This is a genomic window from Neisseria sp. HMSC058F07, from assembly GCF_001810035.1.
Taxonomy (GTDB): Bacteria; Pseudomonadota; Gammaproteobacteria; order Burkholderiales; family Neisseriaceae; genus Neisseria; species Neisseria perflava.
Genome location: NZ_KV799674.1, coordinates 41,697 through 62,526, shown reverse-complemented (window position 1 = coordinate 62,526; position 20,830 = coordinate 41,697). Strand labels below are relative to the sequence as shown.

18 protein-coding genes and 1 pseudogene are annotated in these 20,830 nt (G+C 45.5%); 7 read left to right on the top strand and 12 right to left on the bottom strand.

What is annotated here, in order from left to right; translation table 11 throughout:
* Positions 1-480 (bottom strand): annotated as a pseudogene (locus tag HMPREF2696_RS11750) (signal recognition particle-docking protein FtsY); the annotation flags it as partial.
* A gap of 145 nt (positions 481-625) precedes the next feature.
* Here HMPREF2696_RS11750 and msrAB point away from each other — a divergent pair.
* Positions 626-2,194 (top strand): bifunctional peptide-methionine (S)-S-oxide reductase MsrA/peptide-methionine (R)-S-oxide reductase MsrB, encoded by a 1,569-nt coding sequence (gene msrAB, locus HMPREF2696_RS03680; RefSeq protein ID WP_039861899.1) that lies wholly within the window; start codon positions 626-628, stop codon positions 2,192-2,194.
* 622 nt (positions 2,195-2,816) lie between these two features.
* Here msrAB and purB read toward each other — a convergent pair.
* Positions 2,817-4,187, bottom strand: a complete 1,371-nt coding sequence (gene purB / locus HMPREF2696_RS03670; RefSeq protein ID WP_004519181.1) for an adenylosuccinate lyase — start codon at positions 4,185-4,187, stop codon at positions 2,817-2,819.
* Positions 4,188-4,397: 210 nt separating this feature from the next.
* Between purB and HMPREF2696_RS03665 the strand changes: the two genes are divergently transcribed.
* Entirely contained in the window at positions 4,398-4,838 is a 441-nt protein-coding gene (locus HMPREF2696_RS03665) for a surface-adhesin E family protein (protein WP_004519182.1), read from the top strand.
* Positions 4,839-5,171: 333 nt separating this feature from the next.
* On the opposite strand, the gene HMPREF2696_RS03660 is transcribed toward HMPREF2696_RS03665, so the two are convergent.
* Positions 5,172-5,741: an L-threonylcarbamoyladenylate synthase gene (locus HMPREF2696_RS03660; RefSeq protein ID WP_039861929.1), complete on the bottom strand. Its 570-nt coding sequence runs from the start codon at positions 5,739-5,741 to the stop codon at positions 5,172-5,174.
* Positions 5,742-5,813: 72 nt separating this feature from the next.
* Positions 5,814-7,085, bottom strand: a complete 1,272-nt coding sequence (purD, locus tag HMPREF2696_RS03655; protein WP_004519185.1) for a phosphoribosylamine--glycine ligase — start codon at positions 7,083-7,085, stop codon at positions 5,814-5,816.
* Positions 7,086-7,224: 139 nt separating this feature from the next.
* Here purD and HMPREF2696_RS03650 point away from each other — a divergent pair, with 139 nt between their 5' ends.
* The gene (locus HMPREF2696_RS03650) at positions 7,225-7,536 is read left to right on the top strand and encodes a DUF4298 domain-containing protein (RefSeq protein ID WP_003747758.1); all 312 of its coding nucleotides are present in this window, start codon (positions 7,225-7,227) and stop codon (positions 7,534-7,536) included.
* A 54-nt stretch (positions 7,537-7,590) separates the two neighbouring features.
* Here HMPREF2696_RS03650 and HMPREF2696_RS03645 read toward each other — a convergent pair whose 3' ends face one another.
* From HMPREF2696_RS03645 to HMPREF2696_RS03625, 5 genes are all read right to left on the bottom strand, one after another.
* On the bottom strand, positions 7,591-8,202 hold the full coding sequence (locus HMPREF2696_RS03645) for an IMPACT family protein (RefSeq protein WP_004519187.1): 612 nt from the start codon (positions 8,200-8,202) through the stop codon (positions 7,591-7,593).
* Between the two features lie 61 nt (positions 8,203-8,263).
* Positions 8,264-9,196 carry an electron transfer flavoprotein subunit alpha/FixB family protein gene (locus tag HMPREF2696_RS03640; RefSeq protein WP_004519188.1) on the bottom strand — a complete coding sequence of 311 codons (933 nt, stop codon included), beginning with the start codon at positions 9,194-9,196 and terminating at the stop codon, positions 8,264-8,266.
* Between the two features lie 10 nt (positions 9,197-9,206).
* Positions 9,207-9,956, bottom strand: coding sequence for an electron transfer flavoprotein subunit beta/FixA family protein (locus tag HMPREF2696_RS03635; RefSeq protein WP_004519189.1), 750 nt, complete (start codon positions 9,954-9,956; stop codon positions 9,207-9,209).
* A gap of 183 nt (positions 9,957-10,139) precedes the next feature.
* Complete coding sequence (gene waaC, locus HMPREF2696_RS03630; RefSeq protein ID WP_004519190.1) at positions 10,140-11,108, bottom strand: lipopolysaccharide heptosyltransferase I; 969 nt, start codon at positions 11,106-11,108, stop codon at positions 10,140-10,142.
* 46 nt (positions 11,109-11,154) lie between these two features.
* Positions 11,155-11,790 (bottom strand): nicotinamidase, encoded by a 636-nt coding sequence (locus tag HMPREF2696_RS03625; protein WP_004519191.1) that lies wholly within the window; start codon positions 11,788-11,790, stop codon positions 11,155-11,157.
* Between the two features lie 169 nt (positions 11,791-11,959).
* Between HMPREF2696_RS03625 and tsaA the strand changes: the two genes are divergently transcribed.
* Positions 11,960-12,634 carry a tRNA (N6-threonylcarbamoyladenosine(37)-N6)-methyltransferase TrmO gene (tsaA, locus tag HMPREF2696_RS03620; protein ID WP_004519192.1) on the top strand — a complete coding sequence of 225 codons (675 nt, stop codon included), beginning with the start codon at positions 11,960-11,962 and terminating at the stop codon, positions 12,632-12,634.
* Positions 12,635-12,729: 95 nt separating this feature from the next.
* On the opposite strand, the gene gap is transcribed toward tsaA, so the two are convergent.
* Complete coding sequence (gene gap / locus HMPREF2696_RS03615; protein WP_070504110.1) at positions 12,730-13,734, bottom strand: type I glyceraldehyde-3-phosphate dehydrogenase; 1,005 nt, start codon at positions 13,732-13,734, stop codon at positions 12,730-12,732.
* 652 nt (positions 13,735-14,386) lie between these two features.
* Here gap and lpxC point away from each other — a divergent pair.
* Positions 14,387-15,301: a UDP-3-O-acyl-N-acetylglucosamine deacetylase gene (lpxC, locus tag HMPREF2696_RS03610; protein WP_070504107.1), complete on the top strand. Its 915-nt coding sequence runs from the start codon at positions 14,387-14,389 to the stop codon at positions 15,299-15,301.
* A 237-nt stretch (positions 15,302-15,538) separates the two neighbouring features.
* Here lpxC and ggt read toward each other — a convergent pair whose 3' ends face one another.
* Positions 15,539-17,308: a gamma-glutamyltransferase gene (ggt, locus tag HMPREF2696_RS03605; protein WP_049335672.1), complete on the bottom strand. Its 1,770-nt coding sequence runs from the start codon at positions 17,306-17,308 to the stop codon at positions 15,539-15,541.
* A gap of 482 nt (positions 17,309-17,790) precedes the next feature.
* On the opposite strand from ggt, the gene gnd reads away from it, so the two are divergent.
* Positions 17,791-19,239 (top strand): decarboxylating NADP(+)-dependent phosphogluconate dehydrogenase, encoded by a 1,449-nt coding sequence (gnd, locus tag HMPREF2696_RS03600; RefSeq protein ID WP_070587873.1) that lies wholly within the window; start codon positions 17,791-17,793, stop codon positions 19,237-19,239.
* Positions 19,240-19,434: 195 nt separating this feature from the next.
* On the opposite strand, the gene HMPREF2696_RS03595 is transcribed toward gnd, so the two are convergent.
* Positions 19,435-20,385, bottom strand: coding sequence for a D-2-hydroxyacid dehydrogenase (locus HMPREF2696_RS03595; RefSeq protein ID WP_004519196.1), 951 nt, complete (start codon positions 20,383-20,385; stop codon positions 19,435-19,437).
* A gap of 128 nt (positions 20,386-20,513) precedes the next feature.
* Between HMPREF2696_RS03595 and HMPREF2696_RS03590 the strand changes: the two genes are divergently transcribed.
* On the top strand, positions 20,514-20,732 hold the full coding sequence (locus tag HMPREF2696_RS03590; protein WP_070826381.1) for a DUF2061 domain-containing protein: 219 nt from the start codon (positions 20,514-20,516) through the stop codon (positions 20,730-20,732).
* Positions 20,733-20,830 lie beyond the last annotated feature (98 nt).

The following is a 20,830-nucleotide window of genomic DNA, read 5'->3' as shown; positions in this document are numbered from 1 at the left end:
CGCTTCAGACGGCATCTCGGCAACGGTTTCCTTTACCTGCTCAACAACCTCGCTGACGGTTTCAACAGCTTCTTCTCTGACTGCCTCAGCCTGTTCTGCCACTTCTTCAGCAGCCTCGACCGCTTCAGACGGCATCTCGGCAACGGTTTCTTTTACCTGTTCAACAGTCTCGCTGGCGGTTTCAACAGCCGCTTCTTTTGCCGCTTCAACGTGTTCTTCTACTTTTTCAACTGTTTCAGACGGCGTTTCGGTCAAAGTTTCCCGAACCTGCTCGACGGTTTCGCTGATAGTTTCAACAGCCGATTCGACAACTGATTCAACATGCCCTTTGACGCTTTCTGCTAAAGATTCGGCATCTTCTTTAATATTTTCAACTACTTGAGCAACTTCAGATTCTATTTTTGCTGCGGTTTCCTGAACTTGAGCCTCCTCGGGAGCCGGAGTTTCCTGTTTTTTCTTGCGACGGAAGAAGCTGAACATTAAATTTTCCTTTTAATTTTAGAAACTTGAAATAGGGAGTATTGTAGCGTATTTTACGTGGCAAGGTCGTCTGAAAATCAAGGTTGTCAGGTTTTGGCATTTCCAACGTCTAATAAGATAAACCATCCATACAGGAAACATAGAGATGAATCCCCGCACATTATTTTCACTTTGCACCAAGTTCGGCTGCCTGCTTGCGCTTGGCGCCTGCTCATCCAAAATGATGGATACCGAAGCCGCAACCGTACCGCAGGCATTGTCCTCATTAAAAACCCCTGACAACCGCCCTGCCAGTGTTTTCCTAAAAAAAGACAAACCCACCCTGATTAAATTTTGGGCAAGTTGGTGTCCTTTGTGTTTGTCCGAATTGGGACAAACCGAAAAATGGGCGCAAGATATAAAATTCGGTTCTGCCAACCTGATTACCGTTGCCTCGCCCGGTTTTCTACACGAGAAAAAAGACGGCGACTTTCAAAAATGGTATTCCGGTTTGAACTATCCTAAGCTGCCCGTCGTTACCGACAACGGCGGCACCATCGCCCAAAGCCTGAATATCAGTGTTTACCCTTCTTGGGCATTAATCGGCAAAGACGGCGACGTGCAGCGCATCGTCAAAGGCAGCATCAACGAAGCGCAGGCATTGGCTTTAATCCGCGACCCGAATGCCGATATAGGCCGTCTGAAAAACACATTTTACAAACCCGACACACAGAAAAAGGATTCAGCAATCATGAATACGCGCACCATCTACCTCGCCGGCGGCTGCTTCTGGGGCTTGGAAGCCTATTTCCAACGCATAGACGGCGTGGTTGACGCAGTATCCGGCTACGCTAACGGCAAAACGGAAAACCCAAGCTACGAAGACGTGTCCTACCGCGATACAGGCCATGCCGAAACCGTTAAAGTCACCTATGATGCCGACAAACTCAGCCTAGACGATATCCTGCAATATTTCTTCCGCGTCGTTGATCCAACCAGCCTCAACAAACAAGGCAACGACACCGGCACGCAATACCGCAGCGGCGTGTACTACACCGACCCCGCCGAAAAAGCCGTCATCGCCGCCGCACTCAAACGCGAGCAGCAAAAATACAAACTTCCCCTCGTCGTCGAAAACGAGCCGCTAAAAAACTTCTACGACGCCGAGGAATACCATCAGGACTACCTGATTAAAAACCCCAACGGCTACTGCCACATCGACATCCGCAAAGCCGACGAACCGCTGCCGAGCAAAACCAAAGCCGTCCCTCAAGGCAAAGGCTTTGACGCGGCAACGTATAAAAAACCCAGCGCTGCTGAACTCAAACGCATTCTGACCGAAGAGCAATACCAGGTTACCCAAAACAGCGAGACCGAATACGCCTTCAGCCACGAATACGACCACTTGTTCAAACCCGGCATTTATGTGGACATCGTCAGCGGCGAACCCCTGTTCAGCTCTGCCGACAAATTTGATTCCGGCTGCGGCTGGCCGAGTTTTACCCATCCAATTAATGCCTCCGCCGTTACCGAACACGACGATTTCAGCTATAACATGCGCCGCACCGAAGTGCGCAGCCACGCCGCCGACTCACACTTGGGACACGTCTTCCCCGACGGCCCGAAAGACAAAGGCGGCCTGCGCTATTGCATCAACGGCGCAAGTTTGAAATTCATTCCTTTGGAAGAAATGGACGCAGCCGGCTACGGTGCATTGAAAGACAAAGTGAAATAACGGATTGAATCGAAAAAGGCCGTCTGAAAAAGATTTCAGACGGCCTTAAATTTATAATTTATTTGGTCATGTCATAAAATGATGCAACAGAAAGTATTAAATACATTACTGATATCAAAATATATTTAATTTTTTTATCTCTAATTTCTTTCCATAAATGCAAGCATATAGGAAGCATCGTAAACACTAGAACCGCAATATTAAAACATAAAAGAAAGAGATATCCTTTAGAACTTTCTTTCCAAAAGGGTATAAAAAAACTTGTACATATCGAAAATCCAATTAGAAAAGAGACAATACTATTTAAAACATCAATAATTCTTGCCTCTATTTGAATAGAAACAAGATACGGAAAATTACATAATTGTAGAAACCTAAGAAAATGAAGATATGCCAATAATACATATATTGGAGTCAAACCCATAAAAGTATCAAATATATTTTTAAAAGGAATTTTTCCATGAAAATGTAATATACTGACTAACAAGCCGATTGGTAACCATATAATCAAATTTTCCTTACTTGGAAAATATTTAAACATCTAAAACTTTCTTCATTATTTTCATACTATATATTTAATTCAAAAAAAGCCATTTGAAGATTCAAATGGCTTTTTTATAAATCAAATTCGTTTTGCCAACTCTTCGGCCTTACCCACATACAACGCAGGGGTCAGCTCAAGCAATTTGGCTTTGGCTTCTGCCGGAATTTCCAACGATTCGATAAAGAGTTTCAACACTTCAGGCGTAATGCCGTCTTTACCGCGTGTCAGGTCTTTCAGCTTCTCGTAAGGATTGGCTACGCCGTAACGACGCATTACGGTTTGAATCGGCTCGGCCAGCAGCTCCCAAGTAGCGTCCAAATCGGCAGCAAGGGCGGCAGGATTCGGCTCAAGCTTGTTCAGACCGCGCAGATGGGCGGCAAAGCCCAATATGGTATAGCCCACGCCTACGCCCATATTGCGCAATACGGTGCTGTCGGTCAGGTCGCGCTGCCAACGGGAAATCGGCAGTTTTTCAGACAAAAAGCCCAATACGGCATTGGCCATACCGAGGTTGCCTTCGGAGTTTTCAAAGTCAATCGGATTGACTTTGTGCGGCATGGTGGAAGAACCGACTTCGCCTGCTTTAACTTTTTGTTTGAAGTAACCCAAAGAAATATAGCCCCAAACATCGCGGTTGAAGTCGATCAGAATCGTGTTGACACGGCTGATGGCTTGGAAGAATTCCGCCATATAGTCATGCGGCTCGATTTGAATGGTGTAGGGGTTGAAGGTCAGGCCGAGGCTGATTTCAACGAAGTTGCGGCAATGGGTTTCCCAATCCACATCGGGATAAGCGACCATATGGGCATTGTAGTTGCCGACTGCGCCGTTGATTTTGCCGAGGAACTCTTGCGCTTGCAGGTTTTTGAACTGGCGTTGCAGGCGGTACACGACATTGGCGATTTCTTTACCCAATGTGCTTGGTGTCGCAGGCTGGCCATGCGTGCGGCTCATCATAGGGACGGCAGCCAACTCATGCGCCATGCCGGTCAGTTTTTTGATGATTTCGGCCAGTTTCGGCAGCAAAACAGTCTCACGCGCTTCTTGCAGCATTAAAGCGTGGGACAGGTTATTGATGTCTTCGCTGGTGCAGGCAAAGTGGATGAACTCGCTGGCAGCAGCCACTTCAGGCACGCCGGAGAAGCGTTCTTTAAGCCAATATTCGATGGCTTTGACATCATGATTGGTGGTCGCCTCAATAGCTTTGACGGCGGCAGCATCTTCAAGCGAGAAGTTTTCGATCACTTTGTCGATTTCGGCAAGCGTAAAATCGCTGAAAGCAGGAACTTCTACAATCTTAGGTTCGGCGGCAAGGACTTTGAGCCAGTTTAATTCAACTTTGACACGCGCACGCATCAGGCCGTATTCGGAGAAAATCGGACGCAATGCTTCAACGGATTTGGCGTAGCGGCCATCTAATGGGGAAAGTGCAGCGATAGGGTTAATCATGTCGGATCTTCCTATGGGATGAAAACCAAATTGTTTGCAATTATACATGATTTTACACTCCAAGGCCGTCTGAAAGACAGGTTTCAGACGGCCTTTTCAGCGTATTTTTCATAAAATTCTTTTCAGAGGTTCAACTTTGCAAAATCGATTTACGATATATGCCATCTTCACGGATAATATCGGCTGACTTTCTGTAAATAATGAGGTTTTATGAATATCAAACGTTTTTCCCTAGCTGCAACCGTATTTGCGGCTTTGATGTTGAGTGCCTGTGAAACAACCACCACATCGAGCGGCGGCGGCAGCTGGACCAACATCGGCACCATCTCTGAAGGCAATATCAAAGTGGCTATTGATAGAAGCAGCATTAAAAGAAATGGCGCACTGGTTACTTTCCGCGATAAAAAAACCGTTTCCAAACTGAAAGAGGAACGTTTCGTCAACACGCCGGCCTATAAAACAGCCATCGGCAGCTGGGAAATTCATTGCTCAAACAAAACCTATCGCCTGGCAGCGCTGCAACTGATGGACGAACACGGCCGGGTAATTTCCAACCAAAGCTATACTCCGACCAGCATCCGCCCAATGAGCGTCATGAGCGGTACGATTACTGAAAAACAATACGAAACTGTGTGCGGACATAAGCTTTAATCCACACTTATTCACAAAGTTATCCACAGTTTAAATATTTAAAAGGCCGTCTGAATGCTTTGAATATCAAGTTTCAGACGGCATTTTTATGTTTTTATGGAAATTTATCTTCAAATTTATCCACAAAATTTGTTTATTCAAAAATAATTTATTAAAGCGATTCATTTACGCTCAAAATTTGCTTCATTCTTTCACAAAATACTGCTTTATCCTCTAGACTGCTATGCATCAAACTGGATCTGCGCTAAATGCTTTTCACACAGGTATTCCAATCTTTTGGAAAAAATTTGCTTCTCCAAATAAATACCTTTCCTTTGAAAATACAATTCTTCTTTAACGCAGCCTTGCCCCTGTTTCTCCGTCAATAATCTGGCTGGGCGTTTTCTGCTTACCTATCAATCCGCCTACAACCCAGACTTTCCTGCCAAACTGTCTTCTGACTTCCCTTTCCGTTTTGCACGCTCGTTTGCCTGCACGATTGCATGAAGTAGAGACTAAAGGCATTTCCAAAACCTGACACAAACGTCTTGCACCTGCGTGCGCAGGAACTCTGACAGCCAATTTACTACGTCTTTTTCCCCGCAATGAGGGCAATACTTTTTTGCCGGCCGGCAATAAAAAAGTTTTCGGAGCAGGCCATGCTTCATGCAGCATGGTTTGGATATTTTCAGACGGCCTTTGCAGCAAAGGTTGCAACTGTTCCAAGCTATGCCCAATGACAATCATGCCTTTGTGTTGCGGTCGTTTTTTCAGATGGATCAGTTGATTGAGTGCTTTAGGCAAAGTAGGGACACAGCCCAAGCCATAGCAAGACTCGGTGGGATAGGCGACCAAACCACCTTTTTTAAGATGCGCCTGCAGCCTGCGTTGGGCTGCAGCCGATAAAATTCTGGGAAACATCATCATCATACCAAGGCCGTCTGAAACTGAGATTGTCGGACAATCTGTGTTCAGACGGCCTATTTCTATTCATTATTAACGGTTGATGGCTTTATCGGCAATGTCTTTACGGTATTGCATACCGTCAAAACGGATTGTTTCCAATGCCTCATAAGCCTTACTCTTAGCTTGTGCAACATCATCGCCCAAACCGACTACACACAACACACGGCCGCCGTTGGTTACAACTTCGCCTTTTTCATTCGTTGCAGTACCGGCATGGAAAACTTTACCGATTTGATTAGCCTGATCCAAGCCGAAGATCACATCGCCTTTTTTCGGAGAGTCAGGATAATTTTGTGCGGCTAACACTACACCTACCGCAGGCTGCGGATTCCATTCGGCGGTAACACTATCCAGTTTGCCGTCGATTGCCGCTTCAACCAAGTCCACTAAATCGCTATCCAAACGGCTCATAATCGGCTGGGTTTCAGGGTCGCCGAAACGGCAGTTGAATTCGATGGTATAAGGCGCACCTGTTTTATCAATCATCAAGCCCGCGTATAAAAAGCCGGTAAATTCATGACCTTCTGCTTTCATACCGGCCACAGTCGGCAAAATAATTTCATTCATCGCGCGCTCGTAAACATCAGGCGTTACCGCCGGAGCAGGGCTATATGCGCCCATACCGCCGGTATTAGGGCCTTTGTCGTCATCCAGCAGGCGTTTATGGTCTTGACTGGTTGCCATCGGCAAAACATGATTGCCGTCCACCATAACGATAAAGCTCGCTTCCTCGCCTTGCAGGAAATCTTCAATCACAACACGCGCGCCTGCATTGCCCATTTTGTTGCCCAACAACATATCATCAATAGCGGCATGGGCCTCATCCAAAGTCATGGCGACAATCACGCCTTTACCGGCAGCCAAACCATCCGCTTTAATAACAATCGGTGCACCTTTTCGATTGACGTAATCATGTGCCGCATCGGCATTTTCAAAGGTTTGGTATTGCGCGGTTGGAATCTTATATTTTGCCATAAATGCTTTAGCAAAATCTTTTGAACTCTCCAGCTGGGCTGCGTATTGAGTCGGGCCAAAAATCTTCAATCCGGCAGCACGGAAGTCATTCACCACACCGGCAGCCAAAGGAGCTTCAGGGCCGACTACGGTAAAGGCAATATTTTCATTACGGCAAAAATCAATCAAATCTTGATGCGCCGTCAACGCTATATTCTGCAGTTTAGGCTCAATTGCCGTTCCGGCATTACCAGGTGCAACAAAGACAGTTTCTACTTTAGACGACTGCGCCAATTTCCAAGCCAGTGCATGTTCACGTCCACCATTACCAATAACGAGCAATTTCATACCGTCTCCTTGAAGAATAGATGTTGTAAATAAAATTCAATCGATGGAATATTATTCCATCTTGCATAGCTGTTTCAAATTAAGAATAATATCGCACCAAGACAACCATACTCTAATTTCAAACAACGAAAGGAAAATCATGCAAAAACGTATTGACGAAATTCAAAGCAAATACCGCGAATGGTGCGAATTACTGCCGCAACTGGAAGCAGATATCGCCCGCTGGAAACATGCCGCAAGCCTCATGCAAGACATGGATGACTTCTATACCAACGAATACCAAGCATGCCATCAGGCCATTGAAGAAGGGGCAGATGTTGATTTGCGAACACAGGGCGAATACAGCATTATGAGCGAAGATGCCCTATGGAATGCACTGGGAGAATTTCATCAACTGGCTTGGGAACACCTGCGCTCAAGCGTAAATGCTTTAGACAGATACCAAGGCTAAAACATCAAAGGCCGTCTGAAACTTTTGATTTCTCAAATATGTTCAGACGACCTTTTATTCAAACGGCTTCTCAGTATCTACTTCAATTTGGCGCGTATTTTTCCAAGCAGCAATACAAGCTTCATAATCGGCCAATGCTATTTTCACTGTCAACTTACAATCCAGCTGTAAATCCTGTTCCACAATATCGGCCTGATATTGTTTGGCAATCCGTATAGCCTCATTCAAAACAGGATATTCACACTTCAACCAAACTGTCTTTTCGATGTTCTTTTCAACAACTTCAGCTATCGCCAATGCCTGAGCTGTTGATTCCTTATAAGCATGAATCAGACCGGGAACACCCAATAGCGTACCGCCAAAATAACGTACAACCACAACCAACACATCCGTTACGCCGACAGAATCAATCTGCCCCAAAATAGGGCGGCCTGCGCTTCCGGACGGTTCTCCATCATCGTTTGCGCGAAACTGCATTCCATCCACACCCAATCGATAGGCATAGCACCAATGTCGCGCCTTGTGATGTTCTTCCTTTAATGGGTCGAGATACTTCTTCACATCAGCCAAAGTGCGAATCGGATAGGCATATGCAATAAAACGGCTGCCTTTATCTTTAAATTCAGCCTGTGTCGGTGTGGTAATGGTTTTATAGGTCGTAATCATGCCAAAATATTTTCAGACGGCCTTTGTTATAAAAGGCCGTCTGAACGTTTCACGTGAAACATTAGTTTTTCAGTGCTTCAGTCAATTGAGGCACAACTTCAAACAAATCACCAACCAAGCCATAATCTGCTACATTGAAAATCGGAGCGTCAGCATCTTTGTTGATAGCAACGATCACTTTACTGTCCTGCATACCGGCAACGTGTTGGATAGCACCGGAAATACCGATAGCAAAGTACAGTTGCGGCGCAACCACTTTACCGGTTTGACCGACTTGAGCATCGTTTGGCGCATACTCGGCATCCACTGCCGCACGGGAAGCACCAATCGCCGCACCCAAAGCATCCGCCAAAGGAGTTAACACTTCATTAAATTTTTCAGCACTGCCCAATGCACGGCCACCGGAAACAATCACTTTTGCCTGAGTCAATTCAGGACGGTCAGACTGAGAAAGTTGACGGTTTACAAAACGGCTCAGGTTTTGAGCAGGCGCTGCCTCAACATTGACCACTTCTGCATTACCGCCTTGTTCGGCAGCATCAAATGCGGTTGCACGGAAAGTCAGCACCAATTTTTCAGAATTGGATTGAACAGTTTCAAATGCATTACCGGCATAAATCGGACGGACAAATGTCGAGTTATCCACAACTTCGGTTAAATCCGAAACTTGTGGCACATCCAACAGGGCAGCTACTCGGGGCAACAGATTTTTACCAAATGCAGTTGCAGTCGCAGCCACATAGCGGTAATCCGCAGCCAGTTTAACAACCAAAGGCGCTAATTCTTCTGCCAAACCTTCAGCGTAATAGGGCGCATCGGCTACTAAAACTTTCGCTACGCCTGCAACCTGTTTCGCCTCTTCAACCACTGCAGCAGCATTACTGCCAGCAACCAATAAATCTACATTACCCAATTTAGCGGCAGCCGTTACCGCATGCAAAGTGGCAGGATTCAAATGTTGGTTATTATGTTCCGCAATAATCAATATGCTCATTTCATACTCCTTAGATCACTTTGGCTTCGTTTTTCAGCTTTTCAACCAACTCGGCAACATCAGCCACTTTCACACCGGCTTGACGTGCTTTAGGTTCGGCAAATTTCACGGTATTCAAACGCGGAGAAATATCCACAGCTAAATCGGCAGGACTTAATTTTTCCAAAGGTTTTTTCTTTGCCGCCATGATATTAGGAAGTTTGACAAAGCGTGGTTCGTTCAAACGCAAATCTGCACTGATGACCGCAGGCAGCTTCAATGCAACAGTCTCTTCGCCGCCGTCAATTTCACGGGTTACCAATGCTTCTTCGCCTTCAATTTGCACTTTTGATGCAAAAGTACCTTGAGCCGCATTCAACAACGCAGCCAGCATTTGGGCAACTTGGTTGGCGTCATCGTCAATTGCCTGTTTGCCCAGCAGTAAAATTTGCGGATTTTCTTTATCCGCAACAGCTTTCAGCAATTTCGCAACAGCCAAAGACTCCAACTTCGCATCAGTCTCAACATGAACCGCACGGTCGGCACCCATCGCCAAAGCAGTACGCAACGTCTCTTCGCATTTTTTCTCGCCAAGAGAAACAGCAACAATCTCGCTTACTTTTCCGGCTTCTTTCAAACGGACAGCTTCTTCTACCGCGATTTCATCAAACGGGTTCATCGACATTTTGACATTACCGATATCCACATCGGAACCATCGGCTTTCACACGAACTTTGACGTTGTAGTCCACTACGCGCTTTACTGCGACCAGTGCTTTCATTCAATTCTCCTAAAAAGAATGTCCATCAAATCAAGCATACTGTTTTTGATACATTCTTTATATAAAATCCAATTCGGTTTTCCCAACATGACAAAACCAAATTTGTATAAATCTTGGCAAATATAGCGGAATTATATCATTTCTAAAGCATTTACTCAGAAAATAAATCCGACTCCCCAGCAATTATTTACCGTATACTGCAACACAATCCATCAAGGTTTGATAAACCTCGTCAACATTGGGAATTTGAGCAATACCGCCTAAATTTTCTGCATAAGCCGAAACTTGAACGCCGGTCTTGGCCGGATCTGTATCTGTATAAATTCCTACAACAGGCTTTTCCAACGCATTGGCAAGATGCAACAATCCGGTATCTACGCCAATAATACCCTCTGCGTTTTTCAATAAAAATGCAGCCTGTAATAAATTCATTTTGTCGCAAACCGAAGCAAACGGTAAATCGCTTGCAATCTGTTCGGCACGCATTTTTTCGGTTTCATTTCCCCACGGCAGATACACATTGCATTGTTGCTCTTCATTCAACTTTTTCAATAATGCACGCCAGTGTTCTACCGGCCATAATTTACTGTCTCGACTGGTTGCATGCAAAGCAACGTAATAAGGGAATTGCAAATTTTTCAGACGGCCTGATTCAGGAACTGACAAACCAAATACCTGCGTCTCAGGCATTGTATAACCAAATACTTGGGCGAATAATTCACGGTTTCGCCAGACCGCATTTTTGCCTTTCGGCACGGCAAATGTTTTACTGTATGCAAAGGCAGCCAAACTTTCACGCGCGCTGTGTTTATCCAAACCGTAAATAGGGGATTTCGCCATTTTGGCAAAACATGCGCTTTTAATCAGTCCTTGGCTATCTAAAACAAAATCAAAAGATTCAACCTGTAAATCTGTTTTCAGACGGCCTATTTCACGCCAAGTTTCAGCCTGAAAAAACTGTTTGCGCCATTGCCGCCATTTCATTACATGAACCTTTTTGACAAAAGGATGCAAGCGGACAATATCTGCAAACCCTGCCTCACACAGCCAATGGAGCTCTACCTCAGGACATTGTCGCGCCAAATCTTCAACTGCGGGTAACGTGTGAATTAAATCGCCCATACTGGACAAGCGGACAAGTAAAATCTTCATATTTTGAAAAATGTTTCACGTGAAACAACAGAATTTTAAATATACTTTATTGATTATTAATGTATTTTTTTATTTCTTCGGCGTTTTCTAAAATAATAGCTCCGGCAGAACGCATTTCCCGCCATGCAGATTCAACCGTTTCCGGAGCAATGCCACGGCAAGCCGCCTGATTGACGATGACTTTCCAAGCCCCGCCTTTAAGCAACTGTAAAACTGTCGTTTTCACACAATAATCCGTTGCCAAACCGCCGACAATGACTGTATCTGCATTTTGACAGCGCAACCATTCGATCAAACCTGTACTGAGCTTTTCTTCAATATCGTGAAAACATGCGCCGTAAGGATGTAACTCAGGATCGACGCCTTTCCAAACGCAATAATTGTATTCTTTGGCTGAAGGCAGGCCATCCAACAAATCATAGCCATATGTTCCAACCATCGCATGCGATACCCAAGTCAAATCCGCATCGGGTAAACCCGTCGGTTTCAACATATCAACAGGATTATCCACAAGCCATTTTGCCGCGGCATGATGCGCATCTTTCGTCATTACGCGTAAATCCGCCAATGCAGCTTGAGCATTGAGTTCATCCGCAATCAGATGACCTTCGGCAACGGGCAATTCTTTCGGGCACAAAGGCGTAAACGTTTTTTGTGCATCTACATCGATGGAAACAATCATGGATTAATATAACCTATTGATTTTATTTATATAATTTGAATTGAACATTTATTACCAATGTACGGACATTTGGAATAAATGCTTTGTATTATAACAAATTACTACCGCAAAATGTGGGAAAACATCTGTGATATGATGACAGTTTGCACAGAATTTTTATCCATAAATTATGTCCTATTCGATTACGCCTATTGCAACCGTTCATTCCCCCTACAAACAAAAATTCGGCATTGCCCGCCAACCCGGTTTGGTTCCTGCGGCAGAAATTTGCATTGAATTCAATCCTGAATTTACCACAGACAGCGTTCGGGGCTTGGAAGATTTCGACTACGTGTGGATAAGTTTTATTTTCCACGGCGTATTGGATGAAGGTTGGGCGCAAATGGTGCGTCCGCCACGGCTTGGAGGCAAACAAAAAATGGGCGTATTTGCCACGCGCAGCCCGCACCGCCCCAATCATCTCGGTTTATCCCTGCTGAAACTCGAACGCATCGAAACAGGCAAACCTGTCCGCATCTATTGCAGCGGCGCAGACCTATTAGACGGTACTCCGGTAGTGGATATCAAACCCTACATCCCGTTTGTCGAATCCAAACCTGACGCATCATCAGGCTTTGTCAGCGGCAAACCTGAAGAATTGAACGTTGTCTGGGCAGAAAGTACGCTTGCAGAACATTTATCCACAGAAGAAAAACATCTCATTGAGCAAAGCATCGCCCAAGATCCTCGCCCTGCCTATCAAGATATTCCCGAACGGGTTTATGTAATGAATATTGCGGATTATGAAGTGCAGTTTAGGATAGAAAACAAATGTGCCACAGTGATTAAACTATCCACAATCTGATTGCAAATTGAATCTATCTACACACAAAAGGCCGTCTGAAATGTTCAGACGGCCTTTTAATTATCCACAGACTGATTGATTCAGCCCGTTATTTTTTAGATTTTGCTGGCAAAAAATTCCAAGGTACGAACCAATTGGCAAGTGTAAGACATTTCATTGTCGTACCAAGCAACGGTTTTTACCAATTGTTTGTCGCCAACTGTCATCACGCGGGTTTGAGTCGCATCGAAAAGTGAGCCGTATTCGATACCGATGACGTCGGAAGAAACAATTTGATCTTCAGTGTAGCCTAAAGCATCGTTGGCGGCAGCTTTCATGGCTGCGTTGATTTCTTCTTTGGTAACAGGGCGTTCGAGAATAGAAACCAGTTCGGTCAAAGAGCCGGTAGCAACAGGAACGCGTTGGGCAGAACCATCAAGTTTACCGTTCAATTCAGGGATAACCAAGCCAATGGCTTTAGCGGCACCAGTGCTGTTCGGTACGATATTCAAGGCAGCGGCACGGGCGCGGCGGAAGTCGCCTTTGCGGTGTGGCGCGTCAAGGGTGTTTTGGTCGCCGGTATAGGCATGGATGGTAGTCATCAAGCCTTCGACAATACCGAATTCTTTTTGTAATACCGCAGCCATAGGAGCCAGGCAGTTAGTCGTACAAGAAGCGGCGGAGATGACGGTTTCGCTACCATCCAAAATATTTTGGTTTACGCCGTATACAACGGTTTTCACATCATTGCCGCCAGGTGCAGAAATCACAACTTTGCGCGCACCGGCACGGATATGGGCTTCCGCTTTGGTTTTATTGGTAAAGAAACCGGTACATTCGAGGACGACGTCCACACCCAGCTCGCCCCAAGGCAATTCTTCAGGATTAGGATTGGCAAATACTTTGATTTCTTTGCCGTTAACAACAATAGCGTCGTCTTTCAATTCGGCAGAGCCTTCAAAGCGGCCTTGAGTACTGTCGTATTTGAAGAGGTGCAACAGCATGTCTGCAGGAGTCAAGTCGTTAACAGCAACGACTTCGATACCTTGGGCTTTTTCAATTTGACGCAATGCCAGACGACCGATACGGCCAAAACCATTAATCGCTACTTTAATACTCATTTTGCTACTCCTAATTAGATGGAATGGGAAAAATTTTTCAGTAAAGCCATTGTATCCTGAAATAAAATTACTTTCTAGGATTATAGATAATTACTTTTAAGTTGTTTGATTTAAATAAAGAAAACATGAAATTCTTGTTTGTAGGAAAATATCAGGCAAATCGAATCAGTCCTTAATTTTGATATTTTATTTCATAAAAACCTTTTTCCAATCTTAAAAGTTTCATAAGTTTATGGAAATCATAAACTTAGTTCTATTTCCTCCGTATTTTGCCATTTTTGTGTTGATAATTCAGTGTTTTCTTCAAATCATAATATTTTAATTTTTAAAATGATGATTTTGATGAAGAACCAAACCATCTGTGGATAACGGAATAACTTTCTTTAAAACCAATTTGATAGTCGCTTTTTATCTTTGAGGCCAACCCCAACTGAATGCCGAAATAAAAAAGGATAGAATCTTAGTTCTTCTATTTTTCTGTGGATAAAACCCAAATTACCCACTTCAATTTCACATGCTATTGTGGATAATTAAAATTTTGAAATTCACACCCGCAAAACATCCATATTGGCAAATACTATTAAAAATGATGGCTTGTTTTTTCCTTTTTAACGTATCATTTGCCCATCAGACTTTTTAAAAGGAAGCAATTATGTTGCAACGGACTTTAGCCAAATTAGTAAGCGTTACCGGCGTTGGCCTGCATTCGGGCGAAAGGGTCGCTCTGACTTTGCATCCTGCCAAAGAAAACAGCGGTATTTCGTTCCGCCGTACTGATTTAAGCGGGGAAATGGGCGAAATAATCAAATTGAATCCTTATTTAATCAATGATACCCGCCTCTCTTCAACCATCGTTACCGATAAAGGCGTGCGCATCGGCACGATTGAACATATTATGTCGGCACTGTCTGCCTACGGCATCGACAATGCCTTGATTGAATTGAACGCGCCTGAAATTCCGATTATGGACGGCTCCAGCCTGCCGTTTATTTACCTTTTACAAGATGCAGGCGTGGTGGATCAAAAAGCCCAAAAACGTTTTTTGAGAATCCTCAAACCCATTGAAATCAAAGAAACCGGAAAATGGGTACGCTTTACGCCTTATGACGGCTTTAAAGTTACTTTAACCATCGAATTTGATCATCCCGTATTCAACCGCAGTGCACCTACTTTCGAGATTGATTTTGCAGGAAAATCCTATATCGATGAGATTGCCCGCGCCCGTACCTTCGGCTTTATGCACGAAGTGGAAATGATGCGCGCCCATAATCTCGGACTGGGCGGCAATTTGAACAACGCCATCGTGATTGACGACATGGATGTTTTGAATCCGGAAGGTTTGCGTTATCCCGATGAATTTGTCCGCCACAAAATCCTGGATGCGATTGGCGATTTGTACATTGTCGGCCATCCGATTATCGGTGCATTTGAAGGTTACAAATCAGGTCATGCTATCAATAATGCACTGTTGCGTGCCGTTTTGGCAGATGAAAGCGCTTACGAATGGGTTGAGTTTGCCAATGACGAAGACTTGCCCAGCGCTTTTCACGAGCTGCCGGCAGCCTGATAGAAAATAGATAAAGCAGTCCAATGAAAAGGCCGTCTGAACCTTTCAGACGGCCTAAATCATGTTGTTTTCCACAAGTAATTATCCACATATTCATATCTTTTATCTTATTGAAAAATAAAAATATTAAAATTTAATGTTATTCTTATACACATCTTATCCATATATTTTCCCAAACTAAAAAGGCCGTCTGAAACGAAGCTGTTCAGACGGTCTTTACATGTCAAACCGACAATATCAATCGCCCATGACCTTGCCTTCACGGCGCGGGTCGGCGCCGCCGAGTAAACCTTCTTTGCCGATCACAATGCCTTGCACGCCGGAATTCAAATCGCGGATTTGAACTTTATAGCCCAATTTTTCCAACGCAGCTGCTTTATCCGCCGCAGCGGTTTTATCCTCGATCTCATACTGGCTGCCGCGATTAAGCATATTCGGCAGAGAGATTGCCGCCTGAATGTCCATGCCCCAGTCGATATGCGCCACCAGCGTTTTGGCAACGAAACCGATGATGCGGCTGCCACCTGGCGAACCGACTGCCATATAAGGTTTTCCGTCTTTCATCACAATGGTCGGCGCCATCGAAGAACGCGGACGTTTTCCACCAGCAACGCTATTTGCCACCGTTTTACCATCCTCTCCGACAGGATTGAAGGCAAAATCGGTTAATTCGTTGTTGAGCAGATAACCGTTTGCCATCAGCCCCGAACCGAACGCGTTTTCAATCGAAGTCGTCATCGATACAACGTTACCGTCTTTATCCACAACCACCAAATGGCTGGTGGACGGCAGCTCGACCGCCATGCCCTGCGCGTATGCTTTGCCAAACTTGCCTGCCTGAATAGTTTCCAATGCCTTGTCAGCCTTGCGGATTTCTTCGGCACGCGGTTTCAAATAAGCTTGAGAAATCATGGCACGGGTCGGAACGTTTACAAACTTGGGATCGCCGACATAATAATCACGGTCGGCAAAAGCAATCCGCGACGCATCGCCTATCCAGCGCCAACTGTGGATATTTTCCGATCCCAACGCTTTCATATCCTGATTCTGCAATACGCCCAAAATCTGCCCCAAAGCGATTGCGCCGGAACTTGGCGCGCCCATGCCGCAAACTTCATATTCACGATACGGCGCACAAACCGGCTTACGCTCGATAACTTGATAGTTTTTCAAATCCGCCATGCTGATTTTGCCAGGATTATCCACAGCACTGGTAACGGCACGAACAATATTCTGCGCCTGCATTCCCTGATAAAACGGCGCACTGCCTTTTTCCGCCAATAGACGTACGGAACGCGCAAATTCAGGGTTTTTCAACACCGTTCCCGCAGCCAAAGGTTTGCCGTCAGGCAGGAAGTAAGCGGCGGTTTGCGGATAACGTTGCAAGGGTTCCAAATTTTGCTCGATGGATTTCGCCATACGCGGAGAAACAGCAAAACCTTGTTCCGCCAAAGTAATCGGTTTCTCAAACAAACTTGCCCACGGTAATTTGCCGTAACGCTTGTGGACATCTTCGAGCAGCTTTGGAATCCCCGGCACACCGACCGAACGGCCGCCGACCACTGCTTTCATAAAGCCCATCGGTTTGCCGTTTTCGTCCAAGAAAAGCCCCGGCGTTGCCGCTTTCGGCGCCGTTTCACGGGCATCAAACGTCGTCAGCTTTTTCGCCTTATTGTCCCAATACACCAAAAACGCACCGCCGCCCAATCCGGAAGACTGCGGCTCAACCAGTCCCAAAGTTGTCTGCATGGCAATCATCGCATCTATCGCACTGCCGTCGCGCTTCAAAATTTCATAACCGGCTTCAGTTGCCAGCGGATTGGCAGACGCCGCCATATAATGTTTGGCGCGGATTAATTTCTGCTCCGTCAGACCTGTTCCTTGCTCCGGCGCATGGTTGTCCACAGATACAGAGGGCAGGGAAACTTGGGGCTTTTGAACCGGCTGTTGCGCACAAGCGGCCAAAATCAAAACGGATAACAGTTTAATACTAAAGGAAAACTTCATATGCACACCCTTATTGACATATTTTCAGACGGCCTTTTCCCAGCTTAAATAAAAGGAAATATGAAAATAGCTTGAAATAAAAAACCATTTGACTATTTCTCTAGTCAATCAGTTCCAATTGGAGAAGTATAAAACAAGCTAAGATTGTGCACAGGCAAAAAGTTACCCACAGAATGGAGCGGCAGGAAAATTTTATCCACATCTGCAAACAAGGCCGACCTTACTTTATCCTCATCAAAAAATATTAGCTAAGTATTTGAAAATTTTTTGTAATCAAAGTTATCAACAATCTGTAGCAGCACTCAATATCATCTTCTATTTATTATTTAAAATCTAAATTATAGTTTATTTTCCTAAAGGCAAAGGCCGTCTGAAACGTAAAGGCATCTTTTCAAAAAATTAAAAAGTTAAGGATTGTTAAAAACGTGTAAATCAGCTAGAGTTACGCTAGATAAAATTAATCAATAACGGAGTTTCACAAAATGAAAGGCGACATTGGCGTAATCGGCCTTGCCGTAATGGGGCAAAACCTGATTCTCAACATGAACGACAACGGCTTTAAAGTTGTCGCATACAACCGGACGACTAGCAAAGTAGATGATTTTTTAAACGGCGCAGCCAAAAATACCAATATTATCGGTGCATATTCACTGCAAGATCTGGTTAATAAATTAGAAAAACCACGCAAAATCATGATGATGGTACGCGCTGGTTCTGTTGTGGACGACTTTATCGAGCAACTTGTCCCGCTTTTGGACCAAGGCGACATTATTATTGACGGCGGCAACGCCAACTATCCCGATTCCACCCGCCGCACCCACGAGCTGGCGGCAAAAGGTATCCGCTTTATCGGTGCCGGTGTATCCGGCGGTGAAGAAGGCGCGCGTCACGGTCCTTCTATCATGCCCGGCGGCGATGAAGCCGTATGGCCTGCCGTCAAACCGATTTTCCAAGCCATCTCCGCCAAAACGCCTCAAGGCGAACCTTGCTGCGACTGGGTCGGCCGTGACGGTGCGGGCCACTTCGTCAAAATGGTGCACAACGGCATCGAATACGGCGACATGCAGTTGATTTGCGAAGCGTACCAATTCATGAAAGACGGTTTGGGCCTGTCTTATGACGAAATGCACCAAATCTTCAACGAGTGGAACAAAACCGAACTGGATTCTTATCTGGTCGAAATTACCGCCGCGATTTTGGGTTACAGAGATGAAAACGGCGAACCTTTGGTCGAAAAAATCCTCGATACCGCAGGTCAAAAAGGTACAGGTAAATGGACCGGCATCAATGCCCTCGATTTGGGTATCCCGTTGACCCTGATTTCCGAAGCCGTATTTGCACGTTGCGTGTCCGCGTTTAAAGACCAACGCACCCAAGCAAACAGCCTGTTTGGCAAAACCATTACCCCGATTGAAGGCGACAAAGCCGCATGGGTCGAAGCCCTACGCCAAGCCCTGTTGGCATCCAAAATCATTTCTTATGCACAAGGCTTTATGCTGATCCGCGAAGCCAGCGAAAACAACGATTGGGCATTGAATTACGGCAATACTGCCCTCTTGTGGCGCGAAGGCTGCATTATCCGCAGCGCGTTCTTGGGCAACATCCGCGACGCATACGAGGCCAATCCTGATTTGGTCTTCTTGGGTTCCGATCCTTATTTCAAAGGCGTATTGGAAATTTGTCTGCCTGCATGGCGTAAAGTGGTGGCCAAAGCGATTGAGTGCGGTATTCCGATGCCTTGCATGGCTTCCGCAATTACCTTCCTTGACGGCTACACTTCCGAGCGTCTGCCCGCCAACCTGCTGCAAGCCCAACGCGACTACTTCGGCGCGCACACTTACGAGCGTACCGACAAACCGCGCGGCGAGTTTTTCCATACCAACTGGACAGGCAAGGGCGGCGATACCGCTTCAACCACATACGATATTTAATTTGCCCGGGCAAACAAAAGGCCGTCTGAGTATTTCAGACGGCCTTTTTATAGGGTTATCCACAATGAAGAATGAAATGATTTAATCTACTTGATAGATAACTTTATGAAATAAATAAAGATAAATAAAGGCCGTCTGAATATTTCAGACGGCCTTTAAAATTGTTCACAACCTTATCAACAGGTTTTCCATAGATTAAACCAGATTTTGCGGATTGCCGGCCACGAAGCGGTTGATGTTATCCAAAAGGATGTCAAACAGGCGGTTTGCGGCTTCTTGGCTTGCCCATGCAATGTGTGGCGTGACGATGAGGTTGGGCAGTCGGGCTTTCAGCAGAGGGTTGCCGTCGCGCGGCGGCTCTTGTGTCAACACGTCAAAACCTGCACCGCCGATTTGGCCGTATTTCAACGCCGCAACCAAAGCGGCTTCATCGACCAAGCCGCCGCGCCCGCAGTTGATGAGGATGGCGCCGGGTTTCATTTGTTGCAATTCGGCTTCGCCTATCATGTTTGCCGTTTGCGGTGTGAGTGGACAATTAAGCGACACGACATCGGCGGAGCGGATGGCTTCGTCAAAGGAAACATAGCCGTCGCGGACGCTTTGGGCATTTTTATGTTCGGCGAACACGACATTCATTTTGAAAGCCTGAGCATAAGTTGCCAGTGTTTTACCGATATTGCCGCGACCGAAAATCGCCAGCGTTTTGCCGTTCAAATCGCGCATCGGTGCGCCGAGGTAGCAGAAAAACGGCGAGTTTTCCCACAAGCCTGCCGCAACGTCGCGCTGGTAGGCAGGCAGGTTGCGCATCAGGGTAATCATCATCATAAACGCGTGTTCCGCCACGGATTCATTGCCGTAAGCGCGGATATTGCACACTGCCGTACCATTTTGTTTGGCGGCCTCAACGTCCACATTGTTGACGCCCGTCGCGGCTAGCGCAATCAGTTTGAGCTGCGGGTTGGCGGCGATGTGTTCGGCGGAAATCACGACTTTGTTGGTAATGATGATGTCCGCACCCCGTATGCGCGCCAGCGTTTCGTGCGCTTCGGTTGTGCCGTAGCTGCTTAATGTGTGTGGAAAATCAAATTCAAACGGGCGATTGACGAGGGTATCGCGGTCGAGGACGACAATTTGGAGCGGATTCATAAAATTCCTATCAAAAATAAAATATCGATTTATAAAATCTAAATCAGGATAAAGGATTTAAAATATACGTGTTAGTTGATAATAATTATTATGTAGCTATTAAAACATCAATGTATCAGGAAAACAGCATGATTAAAACCATTACATTTGCTATTTTGCATTTCAGCGTCGCATTTAGTGTCGCCTATATTCTGACCGGCAGTATCGGCGTTTCCAGCGCGGTGGCTTTGGTCGAACCCATCGTCAATACCGTCGTCTTTTATTTTCATGAAAAAGCGTGGAACCGCTACGAGAAAAACAAATCCGAAAAGCAAAAATTGTGGGTGCCTCTGCATCAGTGCGGCTAAAGTTTCAGACGGCCTTTTGCTTGGTTAAAACCGATTATGGTTTTTCGGTTCGTCCATTGCCATCAAAATGCCAAACCCTAAAATAGAGTAAGACTTTA